Below are 22,576 nucleotides of genomic sequence, written 5' to 3'. Positions count from 1 at the left end.
CCGGACCATGCACATCGCCATCGAGCCGTCCATCCTCTACTTCGGCACCCCCGTGGTGCTCCTCAGCACCGAGAACCAGGACGGCACCTTCAACCTGGCGCCCATCTCATCGGCCTGGGCCCTCGGGCAGACCGTCGTCCTGGGCCTGGGACGCGACGGTCAGACGGCGCACAACCTCACCCACCGCCCCGACCTGGTGATCAACCTCCCGGCCCCGGACCAGTGGCCCGCGGTCGAACGCCTGGCACCCCTGACCGGCCGCCATCCGGTCCCCGCCACCAAGGCCGAGGGCTGCCGCCACGAGCCGGACAAGTTCGGCGCCGCCGGGCTCCACCCGACGCCCTCGCACACCGTCCGGCCGCCCCGCGTCAGCGAGTGCCCCCTGCACCTGGAGGCGAGAGCGGCCCGGGTACGTCCGGACGCCGAGGGCGACTTCCTGATCGTCGAGGCCCACGTCCGCAAGGTCCACGCCGACCCGCGCCTGACCGTCCCCGGCACGGACCACATCAGCCCCGCCGCCTGGAGCCCGCTCCTCTACAACTTCCGCCATTACTACGGCCTGGGCCCCGAACTCGGGCGCTCGTACCGGACCCAGACCCCCACGGCGGCGGGGCGGTAGCGGCGACCGGCAAGGCCCACAGGGCCACGCCGTGGCGGATCTTGGAGCACGACGGGGGGCCAACCCCAGGCCCGGACAACGCACAGGCCCCCCGGACACGTCCGGGGGGCCTGCCCCTGAGAGCCGCCTGTCGGATTCGAACCGACGACCTTCGTATTACAAGTACGGTGCTCTGACCGGGCTGAGCTAAGGCGGCGCCGCCCCGGGCAACTTCCGGGGCGCGGACAGCCTACCTCGCTTCCCTGACCGCAGGGCAGTTGGTGAGCGCCCCGGACGGACGCCGCCGGCGACCGGACCCGGTGCCCCGCCTCAGGCGCCCGAGCCGAAGCGGGTGGTCTGGTCGTGGAGCGCGGCGGCCGGGGCGTCGGTGGTCCATTGTCTGGGGCGGGAGCCCCGCAGGAAGCGCTCCGCCGGGGCCCAGCCGGCCCGGCGCAGGGGATCCCAGCCGGGCGGCGGGGTGAGGTCCTCCAGATGCTCGGCGGGGTCGATACGGACGCGGTCCCAGGCGTGGATGACGCGGCCGTCGCCGAGGGCGATGCCGACGTGGCCCCAGTTGCGGCGGGCGCCGAGGAGTTCGCCGACGCCGTCGTAGAAGACGAACGCGCCGCGCGGCGGCGGCCCGGTGCGGGTGGCGGCCCCGTACAGCACGGCGGATTCGTGGGCGGTGTCGCCGCCGAAGAGTTCGAGGCCGTTGGCGCGTTCGTAGGCGTCCTCGACGAAGGCGAGGCAGCGCGTGGCGTAGGCCGTGGAGTCGAGGTGGCCCTCGGCCCAGGCGATGGCGTGGTCGGCGAGGCGGCTCAGGTCGTCTTCGTCCATCCGACGATGCTGACGGGACCCCGTCCGGCGCGCCACGGGTTTTCCGCCCCGGCCACCGCCCGTCCGGATCGTGCGGCGCCCCGCCGTTCCGCCCCGCACTATGCGAACATATGTTCGTACGCGATCGACGGTACGGAGTGTGACCATGACTGAGCCCAGCTGCTACCTCCTGGAGTTCTCCGTCGGATCCGGCGGCGCCCGCAAAGGGGACATCTACGCCGCCGGAACCCTGGACGCCGCCCGGGAGGCGTTCGAGGAGACCGACCACCTCGATCCGTACCTCATCCTCTGGTACGGGTCCTGCTTCCGGCTCTGGATCGCCCAGCACGGCACCGTGACCGGGAGCGTGGACCTGCTCCCGTACGTACGCAGCGCCGACCCCGCCCACGACGCCACCGTGCGGCGGCTGCTGCTGGGCACCGAGGAGTGGATCCGGGACGTCCTCGACGACATCGACGAGGTGCTCGTCGAACACGGCTGGGACATGCTCGCCGTGATCCCCTCCTCGATCGCGTCTTCACCCTGCGCGAGCGCGGCGGCCCGGCCGCCGCGGCCGAGGAGCGCCGCGTCGTCGCCGCCGCCGAGACCGGAGACCTGCCGCGCCCCGCCGCCGGGGCGCCCGCGGCCGGGCTGTGGCTGGACTGGGCGGCGCTCGCCGCGCGGGTGCCGTCGCTGGAGGGGCCGCTGCTCTCCGAGGGGCCGGTTTCGGTGGCTCTCGCCCCCGGAATTCCGCGCGACCCGGACAGCTATCTGTGCGCCGGGGTCGCCGACAAACTCTTCGCGGGCGTCAACAACCTGGAGTAAAAGCGGACGGCTCTCCGCACTTTTTCGCACAGGACTCGTGACAAACGTTGTCCCTTCGAGTTAGGTTCGCCATGCGTTCACCAGGGACTGTGGACGTGGCGCCTTCCTACTCGGATCGTCCGGCACGTTCCTGCCGGTAGAAGGAGAGAACAGAACATGGCTTCGGTTACGTACGACAAGGCGACCCGGATTTATCCGGGCGGGGAGAAGCCCGCCGTCGACGCGCTGGACATCGAGATCGCGGACGGTGAGTTCCTCGTACTCGTCGGCCCGTCCGGCTGTGGCAAGTCCACCTCCCTGCGGATGCTGGCCGGCCTGGAGGACGTCAACGGCGGTGCCATCCGCATCGGCGACCGCGACGTCACCCACCTGCCGCCGAAGGACCGGGACATCGCGATGGTGTTCCAGAACTACGCGCTGTACCCCCACATGACCGTCGCGCAGAACATGGGCTTCGCGCTCAAGATCGCCGGCGTCAACAAGGTCGACATCCGCACCAAGGTCGAGGAAGCCGCCAAGATCCTCGACCTCACCGAGTACCTGGAGCGCAAGCCGAAGGCGCTCTCCGGTGGTCAGCGCCAGCGTGTGGCGATGGGCCGCGCCATCGTGCGTGAGCCGCAGGTCTTCCTCATGGACGAGCCGCTGTCGAACCTCGACGCCAAGCTCCGCGTCCAGACCCGTACCCAGATCGCGAGCCTGCAGCGCCGCCTGGGCGTCACCACGGTGTACGTCACCCACGACCAGGTCGAGGCCCTGACCATGGGCGACCGGGTCGCCGTCCTCAAGGACGGGCTGCTCCAGCAGGTCGACTCGCCGCGCAACATGTACGACAAGCCGGCCAACCTCTTCGTCGCGGGCTTCATCGGCTCCCCCGCCATGAACCTGGTCGAGGTGCCGATCACCGACGGCGGCGTGAAGTTCGGCAACAGCGTCGTGCCGGTCGAGCGCGCCGCGCTCGCCGAGGCGCAGAAGCAGGGCGACACCCGCGTGGTCGTCGGCTGCCGTCCCGAGCACTTCGACATCGTCAACGGCAACGGCGGCGGCCTGGAGAAGGCCGACGCGGACAAGGAAGCCGGTCTGGCCGTCACCGTCAACGTCGTCGAGGAGCTCGGCGCCGACGGTTACGTCTACGGCACCGCCGAGGTCGGCGGCGAGACCAAGGACCTGGTGATCCGGGTCGGCGGCCGCGAGATCCCGGAGAAGGGCGCCAAGCTGCACGTCGTGCCCCGCCCGGGCGAGACCCACGTCTTCGCGGTCAGCAGCGGGGCGCGTCTCACCTGATATTCCCCCCTTTCGTGGCCCTGGGGCCGCGCATTCCGTACCCGGTACGGATGCGCGGCCCTTTGCGCGTCAAGGGGAAATTCGAAAACAGAAAAACACGGTCACTCTTGAGAGTGACCAGCTGCCATCAAACCGCTACTCCTCGCTACGATCGCATGGCCCGTTCAATCCACCCGTCGTCTCGCGAGGAAGACACCACCAGTGAATCTGGCAGTTCGCCGCATCGGCAGAAGTCTCGCCATTGTCCTTCCCGTTGTCCTGGTGCTCTCCGGAACCCTGGCCATCACCAAGGTGCCGTGGGCCTCCACACCGTCCGAGGCGCTGCTGCTGCCCGCCTCCGCCGAGGCCGACGCCAGGACCTCGCCGGACGCCGCTCCCCAGGACGTAGCGGCCCCGGAGGCCGTGCTCCAGGAGCAGCTGATCACCACCCTGCGCCAGGAGGACCCGGGCGTCGCGCTCACCGCCCTCCAGGAGGCCGTCGACCGCGAGCCGACCCTCGCCGAGCACTGCATGGACATCGCCCGTGCGCTGGGCCGGGCGGCGGTGGAGAAGTACGGCAGCGCGCTGCGTGCCCAGCAGCACGCCCGCCCGGTGTGCGACACGTCCTTCGCCACCGGTGTCATGGAGTTCAGCTGAGGAGACGCCCCGGTTCCAGGACGCCCGGAGCGGTGCGCGAGGCATCCCGTAGGCTGCGGAGCATGACTGTTGCCCCGCAGCCCACGCAGGCGGTGGTCCTGGCCGGCGGCCAGGGATCCCGGCTGCGGCCCTATACCGACGACCGGCCCAAGGCGATGGTGGAGATCCCCGGTACGGGGGTGCCGATCATCGGCCACCAACTGAGCTGGCTCGCCGCCGAGGGCGTCACCGACGCCGTCATCTCCTGCGGCCATCTCGCCGAGGTGCTCCAGGAGTGGCTGGAGAAGGCGGATCTCCCGCTGCGGGTCTCCACGGTCGTGGAGACCGAGCCCCTGGGCCGCGGCGGCGGGCTGAAGTACGCGGCGACCGCGCTGCCCCGCCCCGAGGAGGCGTGGTTCGCGACCAACGGCGACATCTGGACCAGCTTCTCGCTGCGCGACATGGCCGCCTTCCACGCGGAGCGGGACGCGACGGCGACGCTGGCGCTGGCCAGGCCGCGCATCCCGTGGGGGGTGGTGGAGACCGACGAGTTCGGGCACGTCCTGGACTTCATCGAGGCCCCGCCCTCCCCGTACCTGGTCAACGCGGGCATCTATGTCTTCGCCCCCGAGTTCACGGCGCTGCTGCCGGACCGGGGCGACCACGAGCGCACCACCTTCCCGCGGCTGGCCCGCGCGCGGCGGCTGGCGGGCTTCGACCTGCCGCAGGGCACGTTCTGGCGGGCGATCGACACCGTGAAGGACCTGCGGGAGGCCGCCCGCGAACTGGACGCCCGCGAGGGGCGCGGCTGACGGACGCGGCACGGGACGGGGCCGGTCGGCGCACGGCGCACGGCCGGTCTCCCGCTGTGCGTCCCGCCGTCGTTGTCAGACCCGGCTGGCACGCTGGCAACCATGCTGGAACGACTGGACGAGACCGGCTGGGCCCGGCTCACGCACGCGTACGGATACGCCGGTGATGTGCCGGGGCAGCTCCGGTCACTGTCCTCCGCCGAGCCCGAGGAGCGGCAGGCGGCGCTGAGCGCGCTGTACGGAAACATCTTCCACCAGGGCACCCGGTACGAGGCCAGCGCGCCCGCCGTGCCGTTCCTGCTGGCGCTGGCCACCGATCCGGGCACGCCCGAACGTGACGGTGTGCTGTGGCTGCTGGCGGCGCTGGCCATCGGGTACGACGACCCGTTCGTCCCGGAGGGCTTCCCTGTGGCCGAGCTGCGGCGGGCCGCGCGCGGCGGCGCGGAACTGGCGGCGACCGCCCACGCGTTCGAGCTGGCCGACCGCCCTCGGGAGGGCGGGGACGAGGGCTGGGAGGACGACGGTCCGGCCCGGTACTTCTACGAGGCGTCGCTGTCGGAGGCCGACCAGAACCGGCTCGGCGCCCACGTGGCGCTGGCGGCCTACGACGCGGTGCGGGCCGGGCTGCCGGCCGTCCGTGAGCTGACGGCGGAGCACGAGCCGCCGGAGATACGCCGGGCCGCCGCGTATCTGCTCGCCTGGTTCCCCGAGGACGCGGCGGAGTCCGTCCCCGTACTGATCGCGGCGGCGGCCGGGAAGGACAGCGCCACGGCCGCGATCGCCCTCACCGGGCTCGGGCTGCTCGGCGCCCCGTACGACGCGGCGGTGGCCGGGGCGCTGGACTCGGCCGTCTCCGGGGACGCCCCGGAGGTGGTGCGGTGGGGCGCCGCGACGGCGCTGGCCCGGCTGCGCGGGCCGGCCGCCGGGGAGCGGGCGATCGGCGAACTCCGGGCCTGGCTCGCCCGGGACGGCAGCGGGTACGGCGGCCGGCACCCCGACATACCGTTCCTGGACGGGAACGTGCGCGGGTACGCCGCCCAGTCCCTGCGCGCGCTCGGCGATCCCGCCACGGACGCGGCCACCTTCGACGGGCTGCTGGGCCAACTCCCGCGCCTGTCCGGCCCGCCGATCCTGCCCGTCCTGGACGCGGCGCTTGCCCTGGCCTTCCCCGACGGAGCCCTACGCCCGGGCACACCGGCCGGTGAGCTGACGGACCGGCAGCGGCGGCTGGCCGGGCTGCTGGCCGACAACCCCGGCTGCTGGCGCACGGAGAACCGTCAGTTCGGCAACGTCGGCCACCTGATCGCCTCCTACGGACTGCCCGGCCGGCAGGACCGGCTGGCCGGCTACCTCGCCCGCGAAGAGGCCGCCTGACGGCCCGCCGGGCGCCGCCGGACGGCACGGGTTCATCGGTCGCGCCGACTGCCCGTCGTCAAACGGTCCTTCGACGACGGGGCGACGGACGGTCTCCGGCACGCGGCGCGCGCCCCCGGCCCACCCTCGTCACGACGCGTCACACGCCGGTCTCCTGGCGGTGGGTGAGGCCGCCCCCGGCTTATCGCCCGGCCCGGGTCGGTGGCGCGCTCAGTGCCGCCGTCAGGAACGTGATCGCCCAGCGCCGGGCTTCCTCGCCCGCCGGCTCCGCCGGGCAGGCGGGGGTGGGCCGGTTGTAGACCTCGACGCGGTCCACGGCTGTCACGGCGAAGATCCCCCGGATCCGGAAGAACAGCTCCTGTGGGGCAAGGCCGGGCAGGGCGCGCGCGAAAGCCGCCAGGTAACGCTCGCCGACCATGTTCTCGTCCGGCCCTGTCCAGTTGCGCGCCTCCTCGGCCGGGTCGCTGAGGATCGTCACGATCAGCCGGGACGTCCGGGCTCCGCTCTCATCACCGGCGGGCATCCCGTCGAAGAGCGGCCCCGCGAATACCTCCACCAGTTCGGCGACCGACGGGTCCGGGGTCCGGGCGAGCAGTGCGTCGAGCCCGGCGCTCTGGGCGGCGATGATGGGCGCGGTCACGCGGCGGGCGACCTCGGCCAGGAGTTCCGCCTTCGAGCCGAAGTGATAGCCGACGGCGGCCAGGTTCGCCCCGGCGAGGTCGGTGATCGCGCGGACCGAGGTGCCGCGGTAGCCGTGCTCGGCGAAGAGGCGTTCGGCCGCGTCGAGGATCTTGCTCCGGGTATCGGGTGGCGCCATGTACCGTACTCTACAGACGTTCGATTTAAACGAACGTTTGACTTACTGGTGCGTGGGAGAGGTTGTCATGAAACTGCTCGTGTACGGAGCCGGGGTCTGCGGCAGCCTGTTCGCCGCCCGCCTGCATGAGGCCGGGCACGATGTCTCGCTCCTCGCCCGGGGCGAGCGTCTGGCCTCCCTGCGCCGGCACGGCGTGCAACTCGCCGAGGGGGACAGCCCCGCCGTCAGGCGGGTACCCGTACCAGTGGTCGAGCACCCGGCCGGTGCGTACGACCTGACCGCCGTCGTCGTCCGCACCCATCAGGTCGACGCGGTGCTGGAGTCACTCGCCGGCCTCGAAGGCGACGTGCTGTTCCTGCTCAACTGGGTGGCCGGCGCGGAGCCGCTGGGCGCGGCGATCGGCCATGAGCGCGTACTGCTCGGCTTCCCGACGCTGGGCGGCACGATGGACGGGGACGTGGTCCGCCACCGCGCGACCACCTTCCTGACCAGCCGGGTCCCGATGCCGATCGGCGAACCCGACGGCCGGACCACCCCGCGACTGGAACGGATCGTCCGGGAGTTCCGCACCGCCGGGATCGCGGCCAAGGCCGAGCCGCGGATGGATGCCTGGCTCACGACTCACGCCGCGTTCGAGATACCCCTCGCGCAGGCGGCGCACGCGGCGGGCGGCCCGGTGGCGCTGGCCGAGGATCCCGAGGCGATACGCGGCATGCTCCGCCTCATACGGCAGAACCTGGCGGCCATGCCGACCCCGCCGGTCCCCCGCGCGTTCGGCGCGCTGCGAACCCTGCCGGAAGGGTTGCTCGTGGCCCTGGTGCGGCGCTTCCTGCGCAGCCCGGCGGCCATGTACAGCGGGCTCAGCGACGTCTCCCCCACGACGGCGGCCGAACTCGGGCGGCAGGCAGCACAGATGCGTGCCCGGGCCACGGCCGGGTGAGCGGCGGCCGTGGCGCCTCGGCCGCACCGCGGCTCCGTGCGCGGCGCGTCCGCCCGCTCATCGCCCCCGGGTCAGATCACCCGGAACAGGTCGGCCGCGCCCTGGACTTCGGTCAGGTCCTCGATGGAGCGGAGGTTGTCGCACAGGGCCTCCAGGACCGAGCCCGATCCGGCCGCGCGCGGGGCGCCGACGGCCACGCCGAAGAGGCGGAAGCCGAGGCGCTGTTTGGCCTCGTTCCAGCCGCGCGTCCACTCCTCGGTGACGCCGCACTCGTCGTCGGTGATCAGGACGATGTCGCCGCGTGCGCGGGCGGCGTCGTTGAACTCCTCCTCCAGCAGTGCGCCGGCCCTGGTCAGCGGCGCCTGGTAGCTTGTGCCGCCACCGAGGAAGCTCTCCGCGAAGTCCAGGGTCCGGTCGATCCCGGCGGGTTCGCCCGCCGGGAAGCGGAAGACCCGGAGCCGGTCGGCCGAGGAGAACAGGATGCCGACGAAGTCGCGTCCGGCACGGCGGGCCTGGTCCAGCAGGGCCAGGGCACACGCCTTGGACCACGCCTCGCGGGTGACGCCGCCCGGTCCCGCCACGTACATGGAGTGCGAGGTGTCCACGCAGGCGATGATCGCGCCACGTCCGGTGGTCTGTTCTCCCTGGCTGTCGTAGAGCATGAGTTCCCCGGCGGCGTAGCGGGCGGCGAAGACCGCGCGCAGAGCGGGCAGGCCGAGGTTGGCCAGCTCGGAGGGGATGACCCGGGACAGGTCGTCGCCGAGGGTGACCCCGATCAGTTCGCCGGTCGTGTTCTCCACCTTCCGGGCCCGCTCCCCGGCGGCCATCTGCCGGAAGCGCCCGATCAGTTCGGCCCACTGGGCCAGCCGCCCGGTGCGCAGCCGCTCGGCGAGCCGGGCGCGCCGCTCGAAGGGCATCCGCTCCAGCTCGCCCGCACCGACTCCCCAGGCGCGCATCAGCGCGGCCTCCTCCCGTACGGCCTGGGCCGCCCGGGCCGACGCGGCGCGGGCGGCGGCCCGGACACCGGGGGACGCCGCGGCGAGCGCCTGCGCGGCGGCGTCCCGCGCCGCCTCGGCGGCCCGGCGTGCCGCCCCCGGGTCCCGCTCGGGCCCGGCGCCGGACTCGGCGCCCTCGTCCGGCCCGTCCGACGCCTGCGGCCCGTCCGGCCCGTCCGGCTCCGCTGCCTCGTCGTCGGCCGACGCGTCCGCCGCCGCCTCGGCGTCCTGCCGGGCCCGCTCCGCCTCGTCCGCCTGCTCCGCCCGCTCCTGCGCCTCGCGGGAGCCCTCCAGCATCCCGCGCAACGCGGCGCCCTGGGCGAGCACCGCCATGGCGGCGGCGTACGGGTCCCCCGCCGTCTCCCGGTGCAGTTCGGCGAAGCCCGGCGACTCCAGCAGCCCCGCGACGATCTCGTGGTTGACCAGCCGGGTGGGATCCATCGCGGCAGCCGCGCGCAGCTTCGGCCGGACCTGGTACGCGGCCAGGAAGACGTCCGTCAGCAGGTCGGCGGCGCCGTCGTGGCGCGCGCCCAGTTCCCCGGCCAGCTCACGCAGCCCGGCCGACTGTTCGTAGGTGTCGCGCCAGGTGATCCGGTCGAACCGGTCCGCGACCACGGCGGCGGACGAGAGTTCGTCCGGCCGCCCGCCCGGCGTCCCGACCACGTTGCCCACCCCTTGTTGTCCGTGTGTGTCCGGTGCGAAAGCCACCGCCCGCCCCCGGCCGGCCCTTCTACAACTGCGCGGCCGACAACTGGGCCTGCACCATGCTCGCGTCCATGCCGAGCGCCTCGGTCAGCACCCGGGCGCGCACCGCACGCTGCCGGCCGGTGACGCGGTCGATGGCGGCGGTGGAACGCCCCGCGCCCGCCGCCTCCGCACGCAGTTCCGCCAGCCGTTTCCCCGCCATGGCCAGCTTGTTGTGGGCCTTCTTGATGACCCACTCGCTCAGCGCCTCCCGGGACTGCCCGGCCATCGCGTCGAGCTGGGCCTCCAACTCCTCGATGGTGTCGGCCAGATCGAGCGCCTCCTTGGCGTCCGGGTTGACCAGGTGCAGCACTTCGCGCTCGACCGCCGGGCGCTGGGCGGGCGAGTCCCACAGCACATGGGTCAGCACCGACAGATCGGTCTCGGCGACCGCCGGGCGCCCGTCCAGGTACGCGGACGCCTGGAGCAGGCCCACCGCCTGCCGCCAGCGCCGGTCGGAGGCGATGAGTTCCCTGCGGCGCAGGGCGGCCCGCAGCGTGCACACCGCGTCCACGATCGCGTCGGGGACCTCCACGGCCGGGACGCCCCCGGTCACCGCCTGCCGCAGCGCGTCCAGCGTGACCGTGGTGCGTTCCGGCGGGGCCGGGCGGCGGACGGCGGAGCGCACGAGCGCGGCGAAGTTCGAGGGGTCCTCCAGGTAGCCGACCTCGATCCGTACCAGCAGCCGGTCGTAGATGGCGGCCGAATCCTCGCCGTCCGGCAGCTCGTTGCTCGCCGTGATGGCCCCGATGAGGGGGCAGCGGATCGGCTCGCCGCCGCTCTCGGGGTGGTAGATCCGCTCGTTGAGGTAGCCGAGCGCCTCGTTCAGCGCCGCCGTCGAGCACTTGAAGATCTCGTCGATGAACGCGACGTGCGCGGTGGTGGCCCGCCCGTCGTACACCTGCCGGTACTCGCCCCTGGCCAGCGCCGCGACATCGATGGGGCCGAACATCCGGGTCGGGGCGGTGAACTTCGACAGCAGGATCTCCCAGTAGGCCGCCCCCTCGAACCGGCCCGTCAGCTCCCTGGCCAGCTCGGACTTGGCCGTGCCGGGCGGGCCGAGCACCAGCGAGTGCTGCCCGGCCAGCAGGGTGACCAGCAGCGTGCGCACCACGTCGTCCCGCTCGTAGAACCGGTCCGACAGCTCCGCGCTGATCGCCCGCAGCCGCCGGGCCGTGTCCTGCGCGTCGCCCCTGCCCTGCGCGTCGTACGTCTCCTGCGCGACCATGCCACTCCTCACCCGCGGGCCGCGATGCCCCCACCGATCACCGGTCGCGTCTCAACATACGCTCCCGCCGGCGGGGACGGACCGTGGGCGCTGCCACCCGGCTAAGGGACGGGGGCGACCGTGCGGAGCCAGTCCACCAGCAATCCGCTGACGTGCTCGGGCTGTTCCTGCTGCACCCAGTGGCCGGTGTCCGGCAGCAGATGGGAGGAGACCAGGCCGGGCAGGGTGGTGGGGAAGGCGTCGATGGCGTCTGAGAGCCAGGTGGTGGACGCGTCCGCCGCGCCGCCGATGAACAGGGACGGCTGGGTGATCGGCATGCCGCGCCAGGCGGCCAGGTCCTCCCAGTCGCGGTCCATGTTCCGGTAGCGGTTGAGCGCCCCGGTGAACCCGGTGCGCTCGAACTCGCCCGTGAAGACGTCGAGATCGGCCTCGCTCAGCCACGCGGGGAGCGGCCCGGCCGGGAACCGGTCGGCCATCCGCGCGCCGGGCGGCACGAAGAACAGCCCGCCGTGGTTCTCCTCCCCGCTCAGCCCGGTGTAGATACCGGCCAGCCAGGCCCGTACGTCCGGTTCGATCTCCGCCTCCGCGCGTCCGGGGCGCTGGAAGTAGCTGACGTAGAACTCCTCCTCGCCGCCCATCGACGCGAACACCTCGCTGGGGCGCGGCCCGCCGTGCGGGCTGTACGCCACGCTGAGCATGCCCACGGCGGTGAACACGTCGGGGCGCAGCAGCGCCGAGTCGGCGGCGATCCGCGACCCCCAGTCGTGGCCGACGATGACGGCGTTGCGCTCGCCCAGCGCGGCCACCACCCCCGTGTTGTCGGCGACATGGGCGAGCATGCGGTACGCGTCCACCCCCGCCGGCGCGGACGAACGGCCGTAGCCCCGTACGTCGATGGCGACCGCCCGGTATCCGGCGTCGGCGAGCGCGGGCAGTTGGTGGCGCCAGGAGTACCAGGACTCGGGGAAGCCGTGCACCAGCAGGACCAGCGGACCGCTGCCCTGCTCCACGCAGTGGATCCGGCCGCCGGGGACTTCCACGACACGGTGCACCGGCTCGTGAACGGTGCGGTGAACGGGCTGCTGCTCGGACATGGGCGGTGGCCTCCTGCATACCGGTGACGACGATGTGCGCGCGTCCACGTAGGTCCGTGGACAGGGTTCCGGTGTGGTCCTCATCCTGCGACGGCCGGGTCCGCCGCCCAAGAGGGCTTGCCGTTCCGGCAAACGCCACGGCCCCCGCGGCGTGGAGGACGCGCCGCGGGGGCCGGGTGATCGGCATGCCCGGTGTTCGGGGGGTCAGAGGGTCAGCCGCCGCTGCCCAGGACGCCACCTAACCGAGCAGCCCTCCGATCGGATCCAGGCTGCTGCGATTGCCATCACCCCCTTCATCGGCCGGACCGTTGTCCGTCTCGGCCGATGGTTCACCGCCGTCGCCACCCGGGGTCGGGATCTGCTCGGGGGTGTTGTTCTGGGCGGGTGGCGCGGCCGGCGGGGCGGCCGGCTGCTGCGGGGCGGGGACCGTCTGCTCGCTGCGCGGCTGGTCCTCGTCCGCCGTCTCCTGCGGCTCCTCGGCCGAGTCCCCGGTGGCCGGGTCGTCCTCGCCCGGCGCCGTGGACGTCTCCTCGTCGCCGCTGACGCCCGCGCTCGGCTCGGTCTCCCCCGCCGTCTCCTCACCCGCCTCCTCGGCCTCCTCCTCGATGTCGAGGGGCTGGCCCGGCAGGTGGTTGCGCGGCGGCTCGCCCGGCTCGGGCAGGCGCGCGATCTGCGAGGACCGCACCGCGCCGCCCAGCATCGAGCCGATCAGCAGGGCGAGACCGACCAGCACGGTGGCCAGCACCGCGCCGCGCCGCAGCACCCGGCGCCGCAGTTCGCTCAGCGGGGCGCGCGGGCCCAGCGTGCGCCACGCCTCGCCGGCCAGCCGCGCGTCCAGCGAGTACACCGGGGCGCCCGCGATGATCAGCGGGCTCCAGGCGGCCAGCAGGATGAGGTCGGGGGCGTCGTAGACCGGGCCGCTGCGCCAGGCGACGGTCACCAGCAGCGCCAGCGAAAGGGCCGCGCCGAAGGCCGCCGCGCAGCGCTGCCACAGGCCGAAGATCGTCAGGACGCCGACCACGATCTGGATGAAGGCGACCGTGAGCCCGGCGGCCACCGGGTGGTTGAGCGCCCAGCTGTGCAGCGGCGCGGCCACCGCCCACGGCTCCAGGGAACCGAGCCAGGTGACCATCGAGCCGCGCTCGCCGCCGTCGAAGTACACCGGGTCGGTGATCTTGCTCATCCCGGCCGAGATGGCCAGGAAGCCGAGCAGGAAGCGCAGCGGCAGCAGCACCACGCCCAGGTCCAGCCGGCGGTCGGGCTTGTACGCCTGCCGGTTGTCGGCTCCGCGGCCGACCGTGACCGCCCTGTCGTCCCGCCCCGCCGCGCCCGGGCCTGTGCCCCCGGAACCCGCACCGGCGCCGAACGCCTGCGGCTCCCTGATCGGCGGCAGCAGCTGAGTGTCCTCGGCGCCCCGGCGGGGCACCGGCACCGCGCCGAGCACCGCGGGGTCCAGCCGGGGCAGCACCTGGGTGGAGACCCCGTCCGGCTCCGGGCGCAGCGCCGTGCGCGCGGGCGCGGCGCGAACGGCGGTCGCCAGCAGCGAACTCATGTCCGGGCCCCCCGCCCCGCCCGCTCCGGCCAGCACGACGGGGCGGCGCCCGCCCAGCGGGTGCGAGACCGGGAGATCCACCCGGAAACTCGCGTGGTTCACGATGACTTGTGCGGGATCGCACGGCACCTTCACCGTGGAGAGCAGCGGTTGCTCCTCCTCGAAGAAACCGCGCGGCGTCCCCCCAGCGGGTGGGCGGTGTGTTCTGGTGTCCACACTCATCTAACCGAGTGACAGAGGTTTAAGACACTGCCTTGACCCGACGAAGTGTCCGCGACCCGTCAAGCACCCGCCGGACACCCTCAAGTGCCCCGCCCGCCACGGGTGATGGGGGTGTCCACGAGGTGCCCGCGAGGGCTCAACTCCGTGCGCGGGACGCCTCGTACAGCACGATCCCGGCCGCCACACCGGCGTTGAGCGACTCCGCGGTGCCGGGCATCGGAATCCGTACCCGTACGTCGCACACCTCGCTCACCAGCCGCGACATGCCCTTGCCCTCGCTGCCGATGACGATCACGACCGGACCGTCCAGCACATCGAGGTCGCCCAGCTCCGCCTCGCCGTCCGCCGCGAGGCCGACGACCTGGATGCCGGCCTTCTGGTACGCCTGGAGCGCCCGGGTCAGATTGGTGGCGCGGGCCACCGGCGTACGCGCCGCCGTACCGGCCGACGTCTTCCACGCCCCGGCGCTCATCCCGGCCGCGCGCCGCTCCGGCACCACGACACCGTGCCCGCCGAACGCCGTCACCGAACGGACGACCGCGCCCAGGTTCCGCGGGTCGGTCACCCCGTCCAGCGCCACGATCAGCGGCAGCTCCCGGCGGTCGGCCGCGGCGGCCGGCAGGTCGTCCGGGTGCGCGTACTCGTACGCCGGCACCTGGAGCACCATGCCCTGGTGGTTGAGCCCGTTCGTCATCCGGTCCAGCTCGGCGCGCGGCGCCTCCATCAGGTGGATGCCGCCGCGCTCCATGGCGGCCTTCACCGCGTCGGTGACCCGGTCGTCACTGTCGATGAACTGCTGCACGTACAGCGTGGTCGCGGGGACCCCGCCGAGCAGCGCCTCCAGCACCGGGTTGCGCCCCACCACCATCTCGGAGGAGGGGCGGCGCCTGGCCTGGGCCGGCTTGTTGGACTGCTTGCGGGCCTTGAGCTGCGCGGCGCGCTGCTTGGCGTGCCCCTTGCGCATCTCGGCGGGCGGGGTCGGGCCCTTGCCCTTCAGGGCGCGGCGGCGCTGGCCGCCGCTGCCGACCTGGGCGCCCTTCTTGTTGGACGTGCGGCGGTTGGGATTGCCTGCCATGGGTTACGTTTCCTCGAATACTGCGTGGTGGTCGGAGCCCCCGAGGGGTCTCGGAAGCCTGGACGGGCCGGGCGCCGGCGCGCTCAGCCCAGCTCCCACCGGGGTCCGTTGGGCGTGTCCTCGATGACGAGCCCGGCGGCGCTCAGCTCGTCGCGGATCGCGTCCGCGGTGCCGTAGTCCTTGCGTTCGCGCGCCGCCGTGCGCTGCGCGAGGACCAGCCGCACCAGCGAGTCGACGATGCCGGTCAGCTCCTCGCCCCGGTCGCCGCCGCCGTGCCACCCGGAATCCAGCGGATCCATGCCCAGCACACCCAGCATCGCACGGACCTGCCCGGCCAGCGAAGCCACCGACTCCTTGTCACCCTCGGCCAGCGCCGCGTTGCCCTGCCGCACCGTGGTGTGCACGGCCGCCATGGCCTGCGGCACACCCAGGTCCTCGTCCATCGCGGCGGCGAACTCCGCCGGTACGGCGGCGGCCGGGACGATCTCCCCGGTCCGCTCGGCGGCCCGGTGCAGGAAGCCCTCGATCCGGGAGAAGGCGGCGTCCGCCTCCGCCAGTGCGGCCTCGCTGTACTCGATGGTCGAGCGGTAGTGCGGGGTGCCCAGGTAGTAGCGCAGCACGATGGGGCGCCAGCGCTTGAGCATCTCCGAGGCGAGCACCGAGTTGCCGAGCGACTTGCTCATCTTCTCGCCGCTCATCGTCACCCAGGCGTTGTGCACCCAGTACGCGGCGAACGCGTCGCCGAACGCCTGGGACTGGGCGATCTCGTTCTCGTGGTGCGGGAAGACCAGGTCGATGCCGCCGCCGTGGATGTCGAAGGCGGAGCCGAGGTACTTGTGCGCCATCGCCGAGCACTCCAGGTGCCAGCCGGGGCGGCCGGGGCCCCAGGGGCTCTCCCAGCTCGGCTCGCCGGGCTTGGCGGCCTTCCACATCGCGAAGTCGCGCGGGTCGCGCTTGCCGGTCTCGCCCTCGCCCGAGGGCTGGAGCAGCTGGTCGAGGTCCTGGTTGGAGAGCCCGAGGTAGCCGGGGAAGCTGCGCACGTCGAAGTAGACGTTGCCGTCGGCCGCGTAGGCGTGGCCCTTGGCGATCAGCACCCGCATCATCTCGGTCATCTCCGGGATGTGGCCGGTGGCGCGCGGCTCGTAGGTGGGCGGCAGGCAGCCCAGCGCGTCGTAGGCGTCGTTGAACGCGCGCTCGTTGGCGTAGCCGATGGCCCACCACGGCACGCCCGACTCGGCGCTCTTGGCGATGATCTTGTCGTCGATGTCCGTCACATTGCGGACGAAGGTGACGTCGTAGCCGCGGTGGGCGAACCAGCGGCGCATGATGTCGAAGTTGAGGCCCGAGCGGATGTGCCCGATGTGCGGTGCGGCCTGCACGGTGGCGCCACACAGGTAGATCGAGACGCACCCGGGGACGAGCGGGGTGAATTCACGGATCTGCCGGGCGTCGGTGTCGTACAGGCGAAGAGTCACGCGTCCAGAGTAGTAGGCGCGCGGCACGCCCCGCGCCGGTCGGCGCGGGGCGAGGGGGGATCGTTACGGGGCGGGCCGGGGCCCGCGCCCCGCTCAGACCCGGCCGACGACCTTGCGGGCGGCCACCCGGACGACCACGCGCTCGGCGTCGTCGCCCGCGGCGGGGTTGAACTCGGCGTACGTCTTGCCGGTGTACTTCTGGGACAGCTGGTTGATCAGCTCCTGGCCGCCCTCGGTGGTGAGGGTGGCGGTGCCCCGGATCTCGGCGTACGTGTACGGGTTGTCGAACGGCTGCACCTGGACCGTGACCCGGGGGTCGCGGCGCAGGTTCTTCTCCTTCTGCCGTCCGACAGTGGTGGAGATCAGGACGTCGTCGCCGTCCCTGGCGACCCACACCGGCGACAACTGGGGGCTGCCGTCGGGCTGGATGGTGGCGATGGTGACGAACACCGGACCGTCGAGGATTTCCTTGAGCTTGTCGGAGAGTTCCGCTGACACACTGGCTCCTTTGCCTGATACGGGAGTTGCTGGGAGACAGAACAGTTCAAGCAGCGTCCACCGTAATCCCGGACGGGGCCGGAAGAGGGCATCAGCGGGTGAAGAGCAGCGCCGTGGCGATCGCCGCCAGGCCCTCGGCGCGCCCGGTGAGGCCGAGCCCGTCCGTGGTGGTCCCCGAGACGGACACCGGCGCGCCGATGGCGTCCGACAGCGCGCGCTGTGCCTCCGCGCGCCGGGTGCCGATCTTGGGCCGGACGCCGATCACCTGGACGGCGACATTGCCGATGGTGAAGCCCTCGGCGCGGACGATGCGGGCCGCCTCGCCCAGCAGCCGCACCCCGGAGGCGCCGGCCCACTCTGGGCGGCCGGTGCCGAAGTGCGCGCCGAGGTCCCCGACCCCGGCGGCGGAGAACAGCGCGTCGCAGGCGGCGTGCGCGGCGACGTCACCGTCCGAGTCGCCGGCCAGGCCCGCGCCGGCCCCGGGCCAGTGCAGCCCGGCGCACCACAGCTCGCGGCCCTCCTCGAACGGGTGCACATCGGTGCCGATGCCGACCCGCGGCTGGAGCGCCGCCGCGGGCGGGGGGGTGTCAGTAGCCATCGGTGATCCTTCTGCGGGCGAGCACGGCCTCGGCGAGGACGAGATCGAGCGGACGGGTGACCTTGAACGCCTCCTCGTGCCCGGGGACCAGCACCACCGGCAGGCCGAGGCGCTCGACCATCCCGGCGTCGTCGCTGGCACCCTCGGCGCCCCCGAGCCCGGCGAGCCGCTCGTGGGCGTCCAGCAGCGCGTCGGGGGCGAAGCCCTGCGGGGTCTGGACGGCGCGCAGCAGCGAGCGGTCCGGGGTGCCGGTGACCGGCTCGGGGACACCCTCGCTCCCGGGTGCGGCGATCTGCTTGATGGTGTCGGTGACCGGCAGGGCGGGCACCACGGCGGGGGCCCCGGCGCGGACGGCGGCGGCGACCGCCTCCACGGTGTCCACCGGGACCAGCGGGCGGGCGGCGTCGTGGACCAGCACCACATCGGCGTCGGCGGGCAGCGCGGCGAGGCCGAGCCGTACCGACTCCTGGCGGGTCTCCCCGCCGGGCACCACCTGGACGTGGACGGGGCGCGGGGGCGGATGCTCGTCGAGCAGGGCGCGTACGCCCTCGGCGCCATCGGAGGGGGCCACCACGATCACGGTGGCCACGGAGCGGGCGGCGGCCATGGCGCGCACGGCGTGCACGAGGATCGGCACCCCGTTCAGCAGGCGCAGGGCCTTGGGAATCCCGGGCCCGAGCCGTACGCCTCGGCCTGCCGCGGGGATGATGACGGCCGTGTGGGGGACGCCGGGGACAGGGGCGATGTCTGACATTGGCACCGTGAGAGGTTTGTTTCCAGGGTGGGAGTGGGTATGGCCACAGCGTGCCGGGCATGACCCGATCGGACCCTTCCGTGACATGCCGGTCGAGTCAGTGGCAGGCCCGGCACACCGCTTGGGGAACGATCCGTACATGCCGCAGCGCCCGCTGGGCAGGGCGACTGCCTTCGGGCGCTGGGGCAAGCGAGCCCTTGTTTCCGGGCCGGCCGGAGAGATCTGCGATGTCCGGCGGTCCGAGAATTCAGGGGGTACGGGCTGGGGTGACGGTCAGGACGCGAGGACCTCGTCGAGCAGGCTTTCGGCCTTGTCCTCGTTGGTGCTCTCGGCGAGCGCGAGCTCGCTGACGAGGATCTGCCGGGCCTTGGCCAGCATGCGCTTCTCACCGGCGGAGAGTCCGCGCTCACGCTCACGACGCCACAGGTCACGTACGACCTCGGCGACCTTGATGACGTCACCGGAGGCGAGTTTCTCCAGATTCGCCTTGTAGCGGCGGGACCAGTTGGTGGGCTCTTCGGCATACGGCGCACGCAGCACCTCGAAGACCCGGTCCAGACCTTCCTGCCCCACGACATCGCGCACGCCGACGAGTTCGGCATTGTCCGCCGGTACGCGCACTTCGAGGTCGCCCTGGGCGACCTTCAGAACCAAGTAGAGCTTGTCTACGCCTTTAATCTGGCGAGTTTCGATAGCCTCGATCAACGCGGCCCCGTGATGGGGATAGACCACGGTGTCGCCAACCTTGAACGTCATGTGACAGGTACCCCTTCCGTGGCTTTCCAGGGTAACACGGCCCAGCACCCTTCTGAATGACGTTTTCGCAGGTCAGGCCATATCTCGGGGGTTGACAAGCGCGGCTTCGGCATGCTGCGAGAGGTGCGCTGGGGCGGGTATCCGCAGGTGGGAGCGGGGTTTCGCGCCCCTTGAACAATGCGCCGCGATACGGAAAGAACTTCGCGAAGCCCTGGAAAGGTGTCCGTTTTGTCACAGTTGGAAGAAAGCGTTCGGGCACAGTCTCGTGCGTCGAAGAATTGATCAGCACATTCTCCCGTAACACTCCCGTGATCCCCCTTCACATTCATACCTGGATCATGACCGGATTCACTCCCGCGGGTGGTCACGCCCCATGGGCGGGGCGGGTGAGGGCGGCGGGAGACGGGTCGGTAGGCTTGGGCCGCTGATTTCGATCAACCGGACCGGGCGACCTGGCCGGTCCGCCGAGGTTCGTCCGAGGAGATGCCGCCGCCGTGAGCAGCAGCCTTCGACGCGGCGCCGTCGCCGCCGTCTTCGCGTTTTCGACCGTCGTGGCGCTCAGCGCCTGTGGGGCGGGCTTCGAGGCGGAGACACAGAAGATCAAGCCCGACAACGCCGCCGTGCAGGTCGACGCCATCAAGGTCCAGAACGTCAATGTGATCCTGCCCGACGGGACCGATGGCCCGGCCGGCATCAGCGCGCGGATCTTCAACGAGAGCACCACCGAGCAGGTGCTGGAGTCCATCACCCTGCCCGGCTCGGGCGTGGTGGTCGAGCTGACCCCCGCCGGGAACGAGAGCCAGGTCGTGGTTCCGGCGCGCGGCTCCGTGGCGCTGGGCGGCGAGGGCAACGCGTCGGCGTTCATCGCCGACCCGGCCGCCGCGCAGATCGCGCTGGGCAACGCCCAGCAGCTGGTCTTCCTGCTCAGCGACACCGGGGCGATCGAGCTGGCCGCCACCGTGGTGCCGGCCTCCGAGAACTGGACCTACTACGCGGACTGGGGCCCGACCCCGCCGGCCGTCCCCTCGGACGAGGAGAGCGACGCCGAGGCCGAAGGCGACGCCGACGCCGGTACCGAGCAGACCGATGAGGGCGCGACGGACGGCACCGAAGGCGAGGCGGCCGACGCGGGGGCCGAGGGCGACACCGGCACCGGCGCCGACGCGGGCGCCCCGGGCTCCGGTGTCGAGAACGAGGACGGCGCCGGCCTCACCACCCCGTAGCCGGCACCCGCACAACACGGCGGCGGGGCGCCCCCGGATGGGGCGCCCCGCCGCCGTGTGTGCGTCGTACGACGCCGCCGCCTACGGCTCGAACTTGTAGCCCAGGCCGCGCACCGTCACCAGATAGCGCGGGGCGCCCGGGTCCGGCTCGATCTTCGCCCGCAGCCGCTTGACGTGCACGTCCAGCGTCTTGGTGTCCCCGACGTAGTCGGCGCCCCAGACGCGGTCGATCAGCTGCATCCGGGTGAGCACCCGCCCGGCGTTGCGCAGCAGCATCGCCAGCAGGTCGAACTCCTTGAGCGGGAGATCCACCTTGCGGCCGTCGACGGTCACCACGTGGCGGTCGACGTCCATCCGGACCGGGCCCGCCTCCAGGGCGGCCGGGCTCTCCTCCTCCGACTCGCCGCGCCGGCGCAGCACCGCGCGGATGCGCGCCACCAGCTCGCGCGAGGAGAACGGCTTGGTGACGTAGTCATCAGCGCCTATTTCCAGGCCGACGACCTTGTCGATCTCGCTGTCCTTGGCGGTCACCATGATCACCGGGACATTGGAACGGCCGCGCAGCTGGCGGCAGACCTCCGTGCCGGGCAGCCCCGGCAGCATGAGGTCGAGCAGGACCAGGTCGGCGCCGTTGCGCTCGAACTCATCCAGCCCATCGGGCCCCGTGGCCGCGGTGGCGACCTCGAAGCCTTCCTTGCGGAGCATGTACGACAAGGCGTCGCTGAACGACTCCTCGTCCTCGACGACGAGCACTCGGGTCACGGGAGTGCCTCCCGGGCAGGATCGTTGGTGCGGGTGGCCGCCGGCTCGCCTTCCGCCGCGGGAGCGGGGAACTCTGCCGGTTTGTGCAGACTGCCGGACAGTCCGCCGGCGCCCTCGCGGGCGGCCGTACGGGCCTGCTGGCGTTCTTGTGCGCTGCCCGGTTCGGGCAGCCGCAGGGTGAAGGTGGAGCCCTGTCCTTCAGCGCTCCACACCAGGACCTCCCCGCCGTGCGAGGCGGCCACGTGTTTGACGATCGACAGCCCCAGGCCGGTACCCCCGGTGGCGCGGGAGCGGGCCGGGTCCACCCGGTAGAAGCGCTCGAAGACGCGCTCCTTGTCGCTGTCCGGGATGCCGATGCCCTGGTCGGTCACGGAGATCTCGATCAGATCCCCCTGCCGGGTCCGGTTGCGGGCACCGGCGATGGCGACCCGGGTGTGGGGCGGGCTGTAGTTGACGGCGTTCTCGACGAGGTTGCCGAGCGCGGCGGCCAGCTTGCCACGGTTGCCCCAGACCGCGAGCCCGGCGGTGCCGCCGGAGGCCATGGTGATCCACTTGTTGCCGGCCTGCTGGCGGCAGCGGTCCATGGCCTCGGTGACCAGCTCGTCGACGGGCACCAGCTCGGCGTGCGTGAGCGGGTCGTCGTCCTGCACCCGGGAGAGGTCGATCAGCTCCTGGACGAGGTTGGTGAGCCGGGTGGCCTCGTGCTGCATCCGGCCCGCGAAGCGGGTGACGGCCTCGGGGTCCTCGGCGGCGTCGAGCACGGCCTCGGAGAGCAGGGACAGCGCGCCGGCCGGGGTCTTCAGTTCGTGGCTGACGTTGGCGACGAAGTCGCGGCGCACCGCCTCGATGCGGCGGGCCTCGGTGAGGTCCTCGACCAGCAGCAGCACCAGGCGGGAACCCAGCGGCGCGGAGCGGGCGGAGACCGCGAGCACGTCGGTGCGGCCCAGGCCCTTGCCCGCGCGCTGCGGCAGGTCCAGCTCGACCTGCCGGATCTCGCCGTCCCTGCGGGTCTGCCGGGCCATCGCGAGCATCGGCTCCACGGAGAGCCGGCCGCCGCGCACCAGCCCCAGCGCGTACGCGGCGGAGCTGGCCTTGAGGACGGCGTCGGACTCGTCCAGGACGACCGCCGAGGAGCGCAGGACGGACAGCACCGTGTCCACGCCCGGTGGCAGGGTGGTGGCGTCGGGAGCGGGGTGGGCGCCGCGCGGTGGGCGCGTACGCTCGCGCTCACTGATGCGGAAAGCCAGCATGGCGATGACGCCGGTGCTGAGCCCGGCGATCGCGGCCACTGCGGCCACCGCCGCGTTCACGTCCATATCCTCAGGTTATGCGGGGCTTGACCGTGAACCACAGGCATGGATGAAGATGCTCGTCGGCAGTCCCGCGAGTGTTCACCTTCGTGACAGCTCGGGTTCACTCTGCGGGGCGGGATCCGCCGTCTTGCGGGCGGAGTGTGGCAAGGCAGGACAACAGGCAGCAGCTAGGTACGTACACCCGTACACGACGGCTCGGGCTTCCGTCC

The 22,576-nt window shown here is 72.6% G+C and carries 22 protein-coding genes and 1 tRNA gene; 8 read left to right on the top strand and 15 right to left on the bottom strand.

The features are described from left to right. The first annotated feature begins 7 nt into the window (after window positions 1-7). Complete coding sequence (locus tag ACTFAP_RS16660) at window positions 8-619, top strand: flavin reductase family protein (protein WP_500466727.1); 612 nt, start codon at window positions 8-10, stop codon at window positions 617-619. Between the two features lie 121 nt (window positions 620-740). Here ACTFAP_RS16660 and ACTFAP_RS16655 read toward each other — a convergent pair. Further along, window positions 741-815, bottom strand: a tRNA-Thr gene (locus ACTFAP_RS16655). 113 nt (window positions 816-928) lie between these two features. Continuing rightward, entirely contained in the window at window positions 929-1,435 is a 507-nt protein-coding gene (locus ACTFAP_RS16650) for an NlpC/P60 family protein (RefSeq protein WP_500466726.1), read from the bottom strand. Window positions 1,436-1,861: 426 nt separating this feature from the next. On the opposite strand from ACTFAP_RS16650, the gene ACTFAP_RS16645 reads away from it, so the two are divergent. The 5 genes from ACTFAP_RS16645 (at window position 1,862) to ACTFAP_RS16625 (ending at window position 6,321) form a co-directional block, all read left to right on the top strand. Continuing rightward, window positions 1,862-2,239: a hypothetical protein gene (locus ACTFAP_RS16645; protein ID WP_500466725.1), complete on the top strand. Its 378-nt coding sequence runs from the start codon at window positions 1,862-1,864 to the stop codon at window positions 2,237-2,239. A gap of 156 nt (window positions 2,240-2,395) precedes the next feature. Next, on the top strand, window positions 2,396-3,520 hold the full coding sequence (locus ACTFAP_RS16640; protein ID WP_386540103.1) for an ABC transporter ATP-binding protein: 1,125 nt from the start codon (window positions 2,396-2,398) through the stop codon (window positions 3,518-3,520). Between the two features lie 201 nt (window positions 3,521-3,721). Continuing rightward, on the top strand, window positions 3,722-4,156 hold the full coding sequence (locus tag ACTFAP_RS16635; RefSeq protein WP_390125222.1) for a hypothetical protein: 435 nt from the start codon (window positions 3,722-3,724) through the stop codon (window positions 4,154-4,156). A 62-nt stretch (window positions 4,157-4,218) separates the two neighbouring features. Next, window positions 4,219-4,947, top strand: coding sequence for a nucleotidyltransferase family protein (locus tag ACTFAP_RS16630; protein ID WP_390125220.1), 729 nt, complete (start codon window positions 4,219-4,221; stop codon window positions 4,945-4,947). A gap of 102 nt (window positions 4,948-5,049) precedes the next feature. Then, on the top strand, window positions 5,050-6,321 hold the full coding sequence (locus tag ACTFAP_RS16625) for a hypothetical protein (protein ID WP_500466724.1): 1,272 nt from the start codon (window positions 5,050-5,052) through the stop codon (window positions 6,319-6,321). 181 nt (window positions 6,322-6,502) lie between these two features. On the opposite strand, the gene ACTFAP_RS16620 is transcribed toward ACTFAP_RS16625, so the two are convergent. Beyond that, window positions 6,503-7,138 (bottom strand): TetR family transcriptional regulator, encoded by a 636-nt coding sequence (locus tag ACTFAP_RS16620; protein ID WP_495681310.1) that lies wholly within the window; start codon window positions 7,136-7,138, stop codon window positions 6,503-6,505. A 67-nt stretch (window positions 7,139-7,205) separates the two neighbouring features. Here ACTFAP_RS16620 and ACTFAP_RS16615 point away from each other — a divergent pair, with 67 nt between their 5' ends. Then, complete coding sequence (locus ACTFAP_RS16615; RefSeq protein WP_500466723.1) at window positions 7,206-8,078, top strand: ketopantoate reductase family protein; 873 nt, start codon at window positions 7,206-7,208, stop codon at window positions 8,076-8,078. Between the two features lie 71 nt (window positions 8,079-8,149). On the opposite strand, the gene ACTFAP_RS16610 is transcribed toward ACTFAP_RS16615, so the two are convergent. From ACTFAP_RS16610 to ACTFAP_RS16565, 10 genes are all read right to left on the bottom strand, one after another. After that, a complete protein-coding gene (locus tag ACTFAP_RS16610; protein WP_500466722.1) occupies window positions 8,150-9,736 on the bottom strand; it encodes a VWA domain-containing protein in 1,587 nt (528 codons plus the stop codon). A gap of 67 nt (window positions 9,737-9,803) precedes the next feature. Beyond that, window positions 9,804-11,045 (bottom strand): AAA family ATPase, encoded by a 1,242-nt coding sequence (locus ACTFAP_RS16605; protein WP_500466721.1) that lies wholly within the window; start codon window positions 11,043-11,045, stop codon window positions 9,804-9,806. A 101-nt stretch (window positions 11,046-11,146) separates the two neighbouring features. Beyond that, a complete protein-coding gene (locus ACTFAP_RS16600) occupies window positions 11,147-12,139 on the bottom strand; it encodes an alpha/beta fold hydrolase (protein ID WP_500466720.1) in 993 nt (330 codons plus the stop codon). 238 nt (window positions 12,140-12,377) lie between these two features. Continuing rightward, on the bottom strand, window positions 12,378-13,913 hold the full coding sequence (locus tag ACTFAP_RS16595) for a DoxX family protein (RefSeq protein ID WP_500466719.1): 1,536 nt from the start codon (window positions 13,911-13,913) through the stop codon (window positions 12,378-12,380). A 136-nt stretch (window positions 13,914-14,049) separates the two neighbouring features. After that, the gene (gene rlmB, locus ACTFAP_RS16590) at window positions 14,050-14,988 is read right to left on the bottom strand and encodes a 23S rRNA (guanosine(2251)-2'-O)-methyltransferase RlmB (RefSeq protein WP_400010476.1); all 939 of its coding nucleotides are present in this window, start codon (window positions 14,986-14,988) and stop codon (window positions 14,050-14,052) included. Between the two features lie 83 nt (window positions 14,989-15,071). Then, a complete protein-coding gene (gene cysS / locus ACTFAP_RS16585) occupies window positions 15,072-16,463 on the bottom strand; it encodes a cysteine--tRNA ligase (RefSeq protein WP_495681304.1) in 1,392 nt (463 codons plus the stop codon). A gap of 93 nt (window positions 16,464-16,556) precedes the next feature. After that, window positions 16,557-16,961 (bottom strand): TIGR03618 family F420-dependent PPOX class oxidoreductase, encoded by a 405-nt coding sequence (locus ACTFAP_RS16580; RefSeq protein ID WP_495681303.1) that lies wholly within the window; start codon window positions 16,959-16,961, stop codon window positions 16,557-16,559. 91 nt (window positions 16,962-17,052) lie between these two features. Next, window positions 17,053-17,559, bottom strand: coding sequence for a 2-C-methyl-D-erythritol 2,4-cyclodiphosphate synthase (gene ispF / locus ACTFAP_RS16575; protein WP_495681302.1), 507 nt, complete (start codon window positions 17,557-17,559; stop codon window positions 17,053-17,055). Beyond that, window positions 17,549-18,313: a 2-C-methyl-D-erythritol 4-phosphate cytidylyltransferase gene (ispD, locus tag ACTFAP_RS16570; protein WP_495681301.1), complete on the bottom strand. Its 765-nt coding sequence runs from the start codon at window positions 18,311-18,313 to the stop codon at window positions 17,549-17,551. The genes ispF and ispD overlap by 11 nt, the downstream gene beginning before the upstream one ends. A gap of 273 nt (window positions 18,314-18,586) precedes the next feature. Beyond that, window positions 18,587-19,069 carry a CarD family transcriptional regulator gene (locus tag ACTFAP_RS16565; RefSeq protein WP_030729628.1) on the bottom strand — a complete coding sequence of 161 codons (483 nt, stop codon included), beginning with the start codon at window positions 19,067-19,069 and terminating at the stop codon, window positions 18,587-18,589. Between the two features lie 494 nt (window positions 19,070-19,563). Between ACTFAP_RS16565 and ACTFAP_RS16560 the strand changes: the two genes are divergently transcribed. Further along, on the top strand, window positions 19,564-20,292 hold the full coding sequence (locus ACTFAP_RS16560; protein WP_495681300.1) for a DUF461 domain-containing protein: 729 nt from the start codon (window positions 19,564-19,566) through the stop codon (window positions 20,290-20,292). Window positions 20,293-20,373: 81 nt separating this feature from the next. Here ACTFAP_RS16560 and phoP read toward each other — a convergent pair whose 3' ends face one another. Further along, complete coding sequence (gene phoP, locus ACTFAP_RS16555) at window positions 20,374-21,045, bottom strand: two-component system response regulator PhoP (protein WP_019431776.1); 672 nt, start codon at window positions 21,043-21,045, stop codon at window positions 20,374-20,376. Window positions 21,046-21,050: 5 nt separating this feature from the next. Beyond that, on the bottom strand, window positions 21,051-22,370 hold the full coding sequence (phoR, locus tag ACTFAP_RS16550; protein ID WP_500466718.1) for a two-component system sensor histidine kinase PhoR: 1,320 nt from the start codon (window positions 22,368-22,370) through the stop codon (window positions 21,051-21,053). Window positions 22,371-22,576 lie beyond the last annotated feature (206 nt).

This window comes from Streptomyces sp. PH9007, from assembly GCF_059813725.1.
Note: the sequence above shows the minus strand (reverse complement) of the source record. Positions and strands in the feature narration are given on the sequence as shown.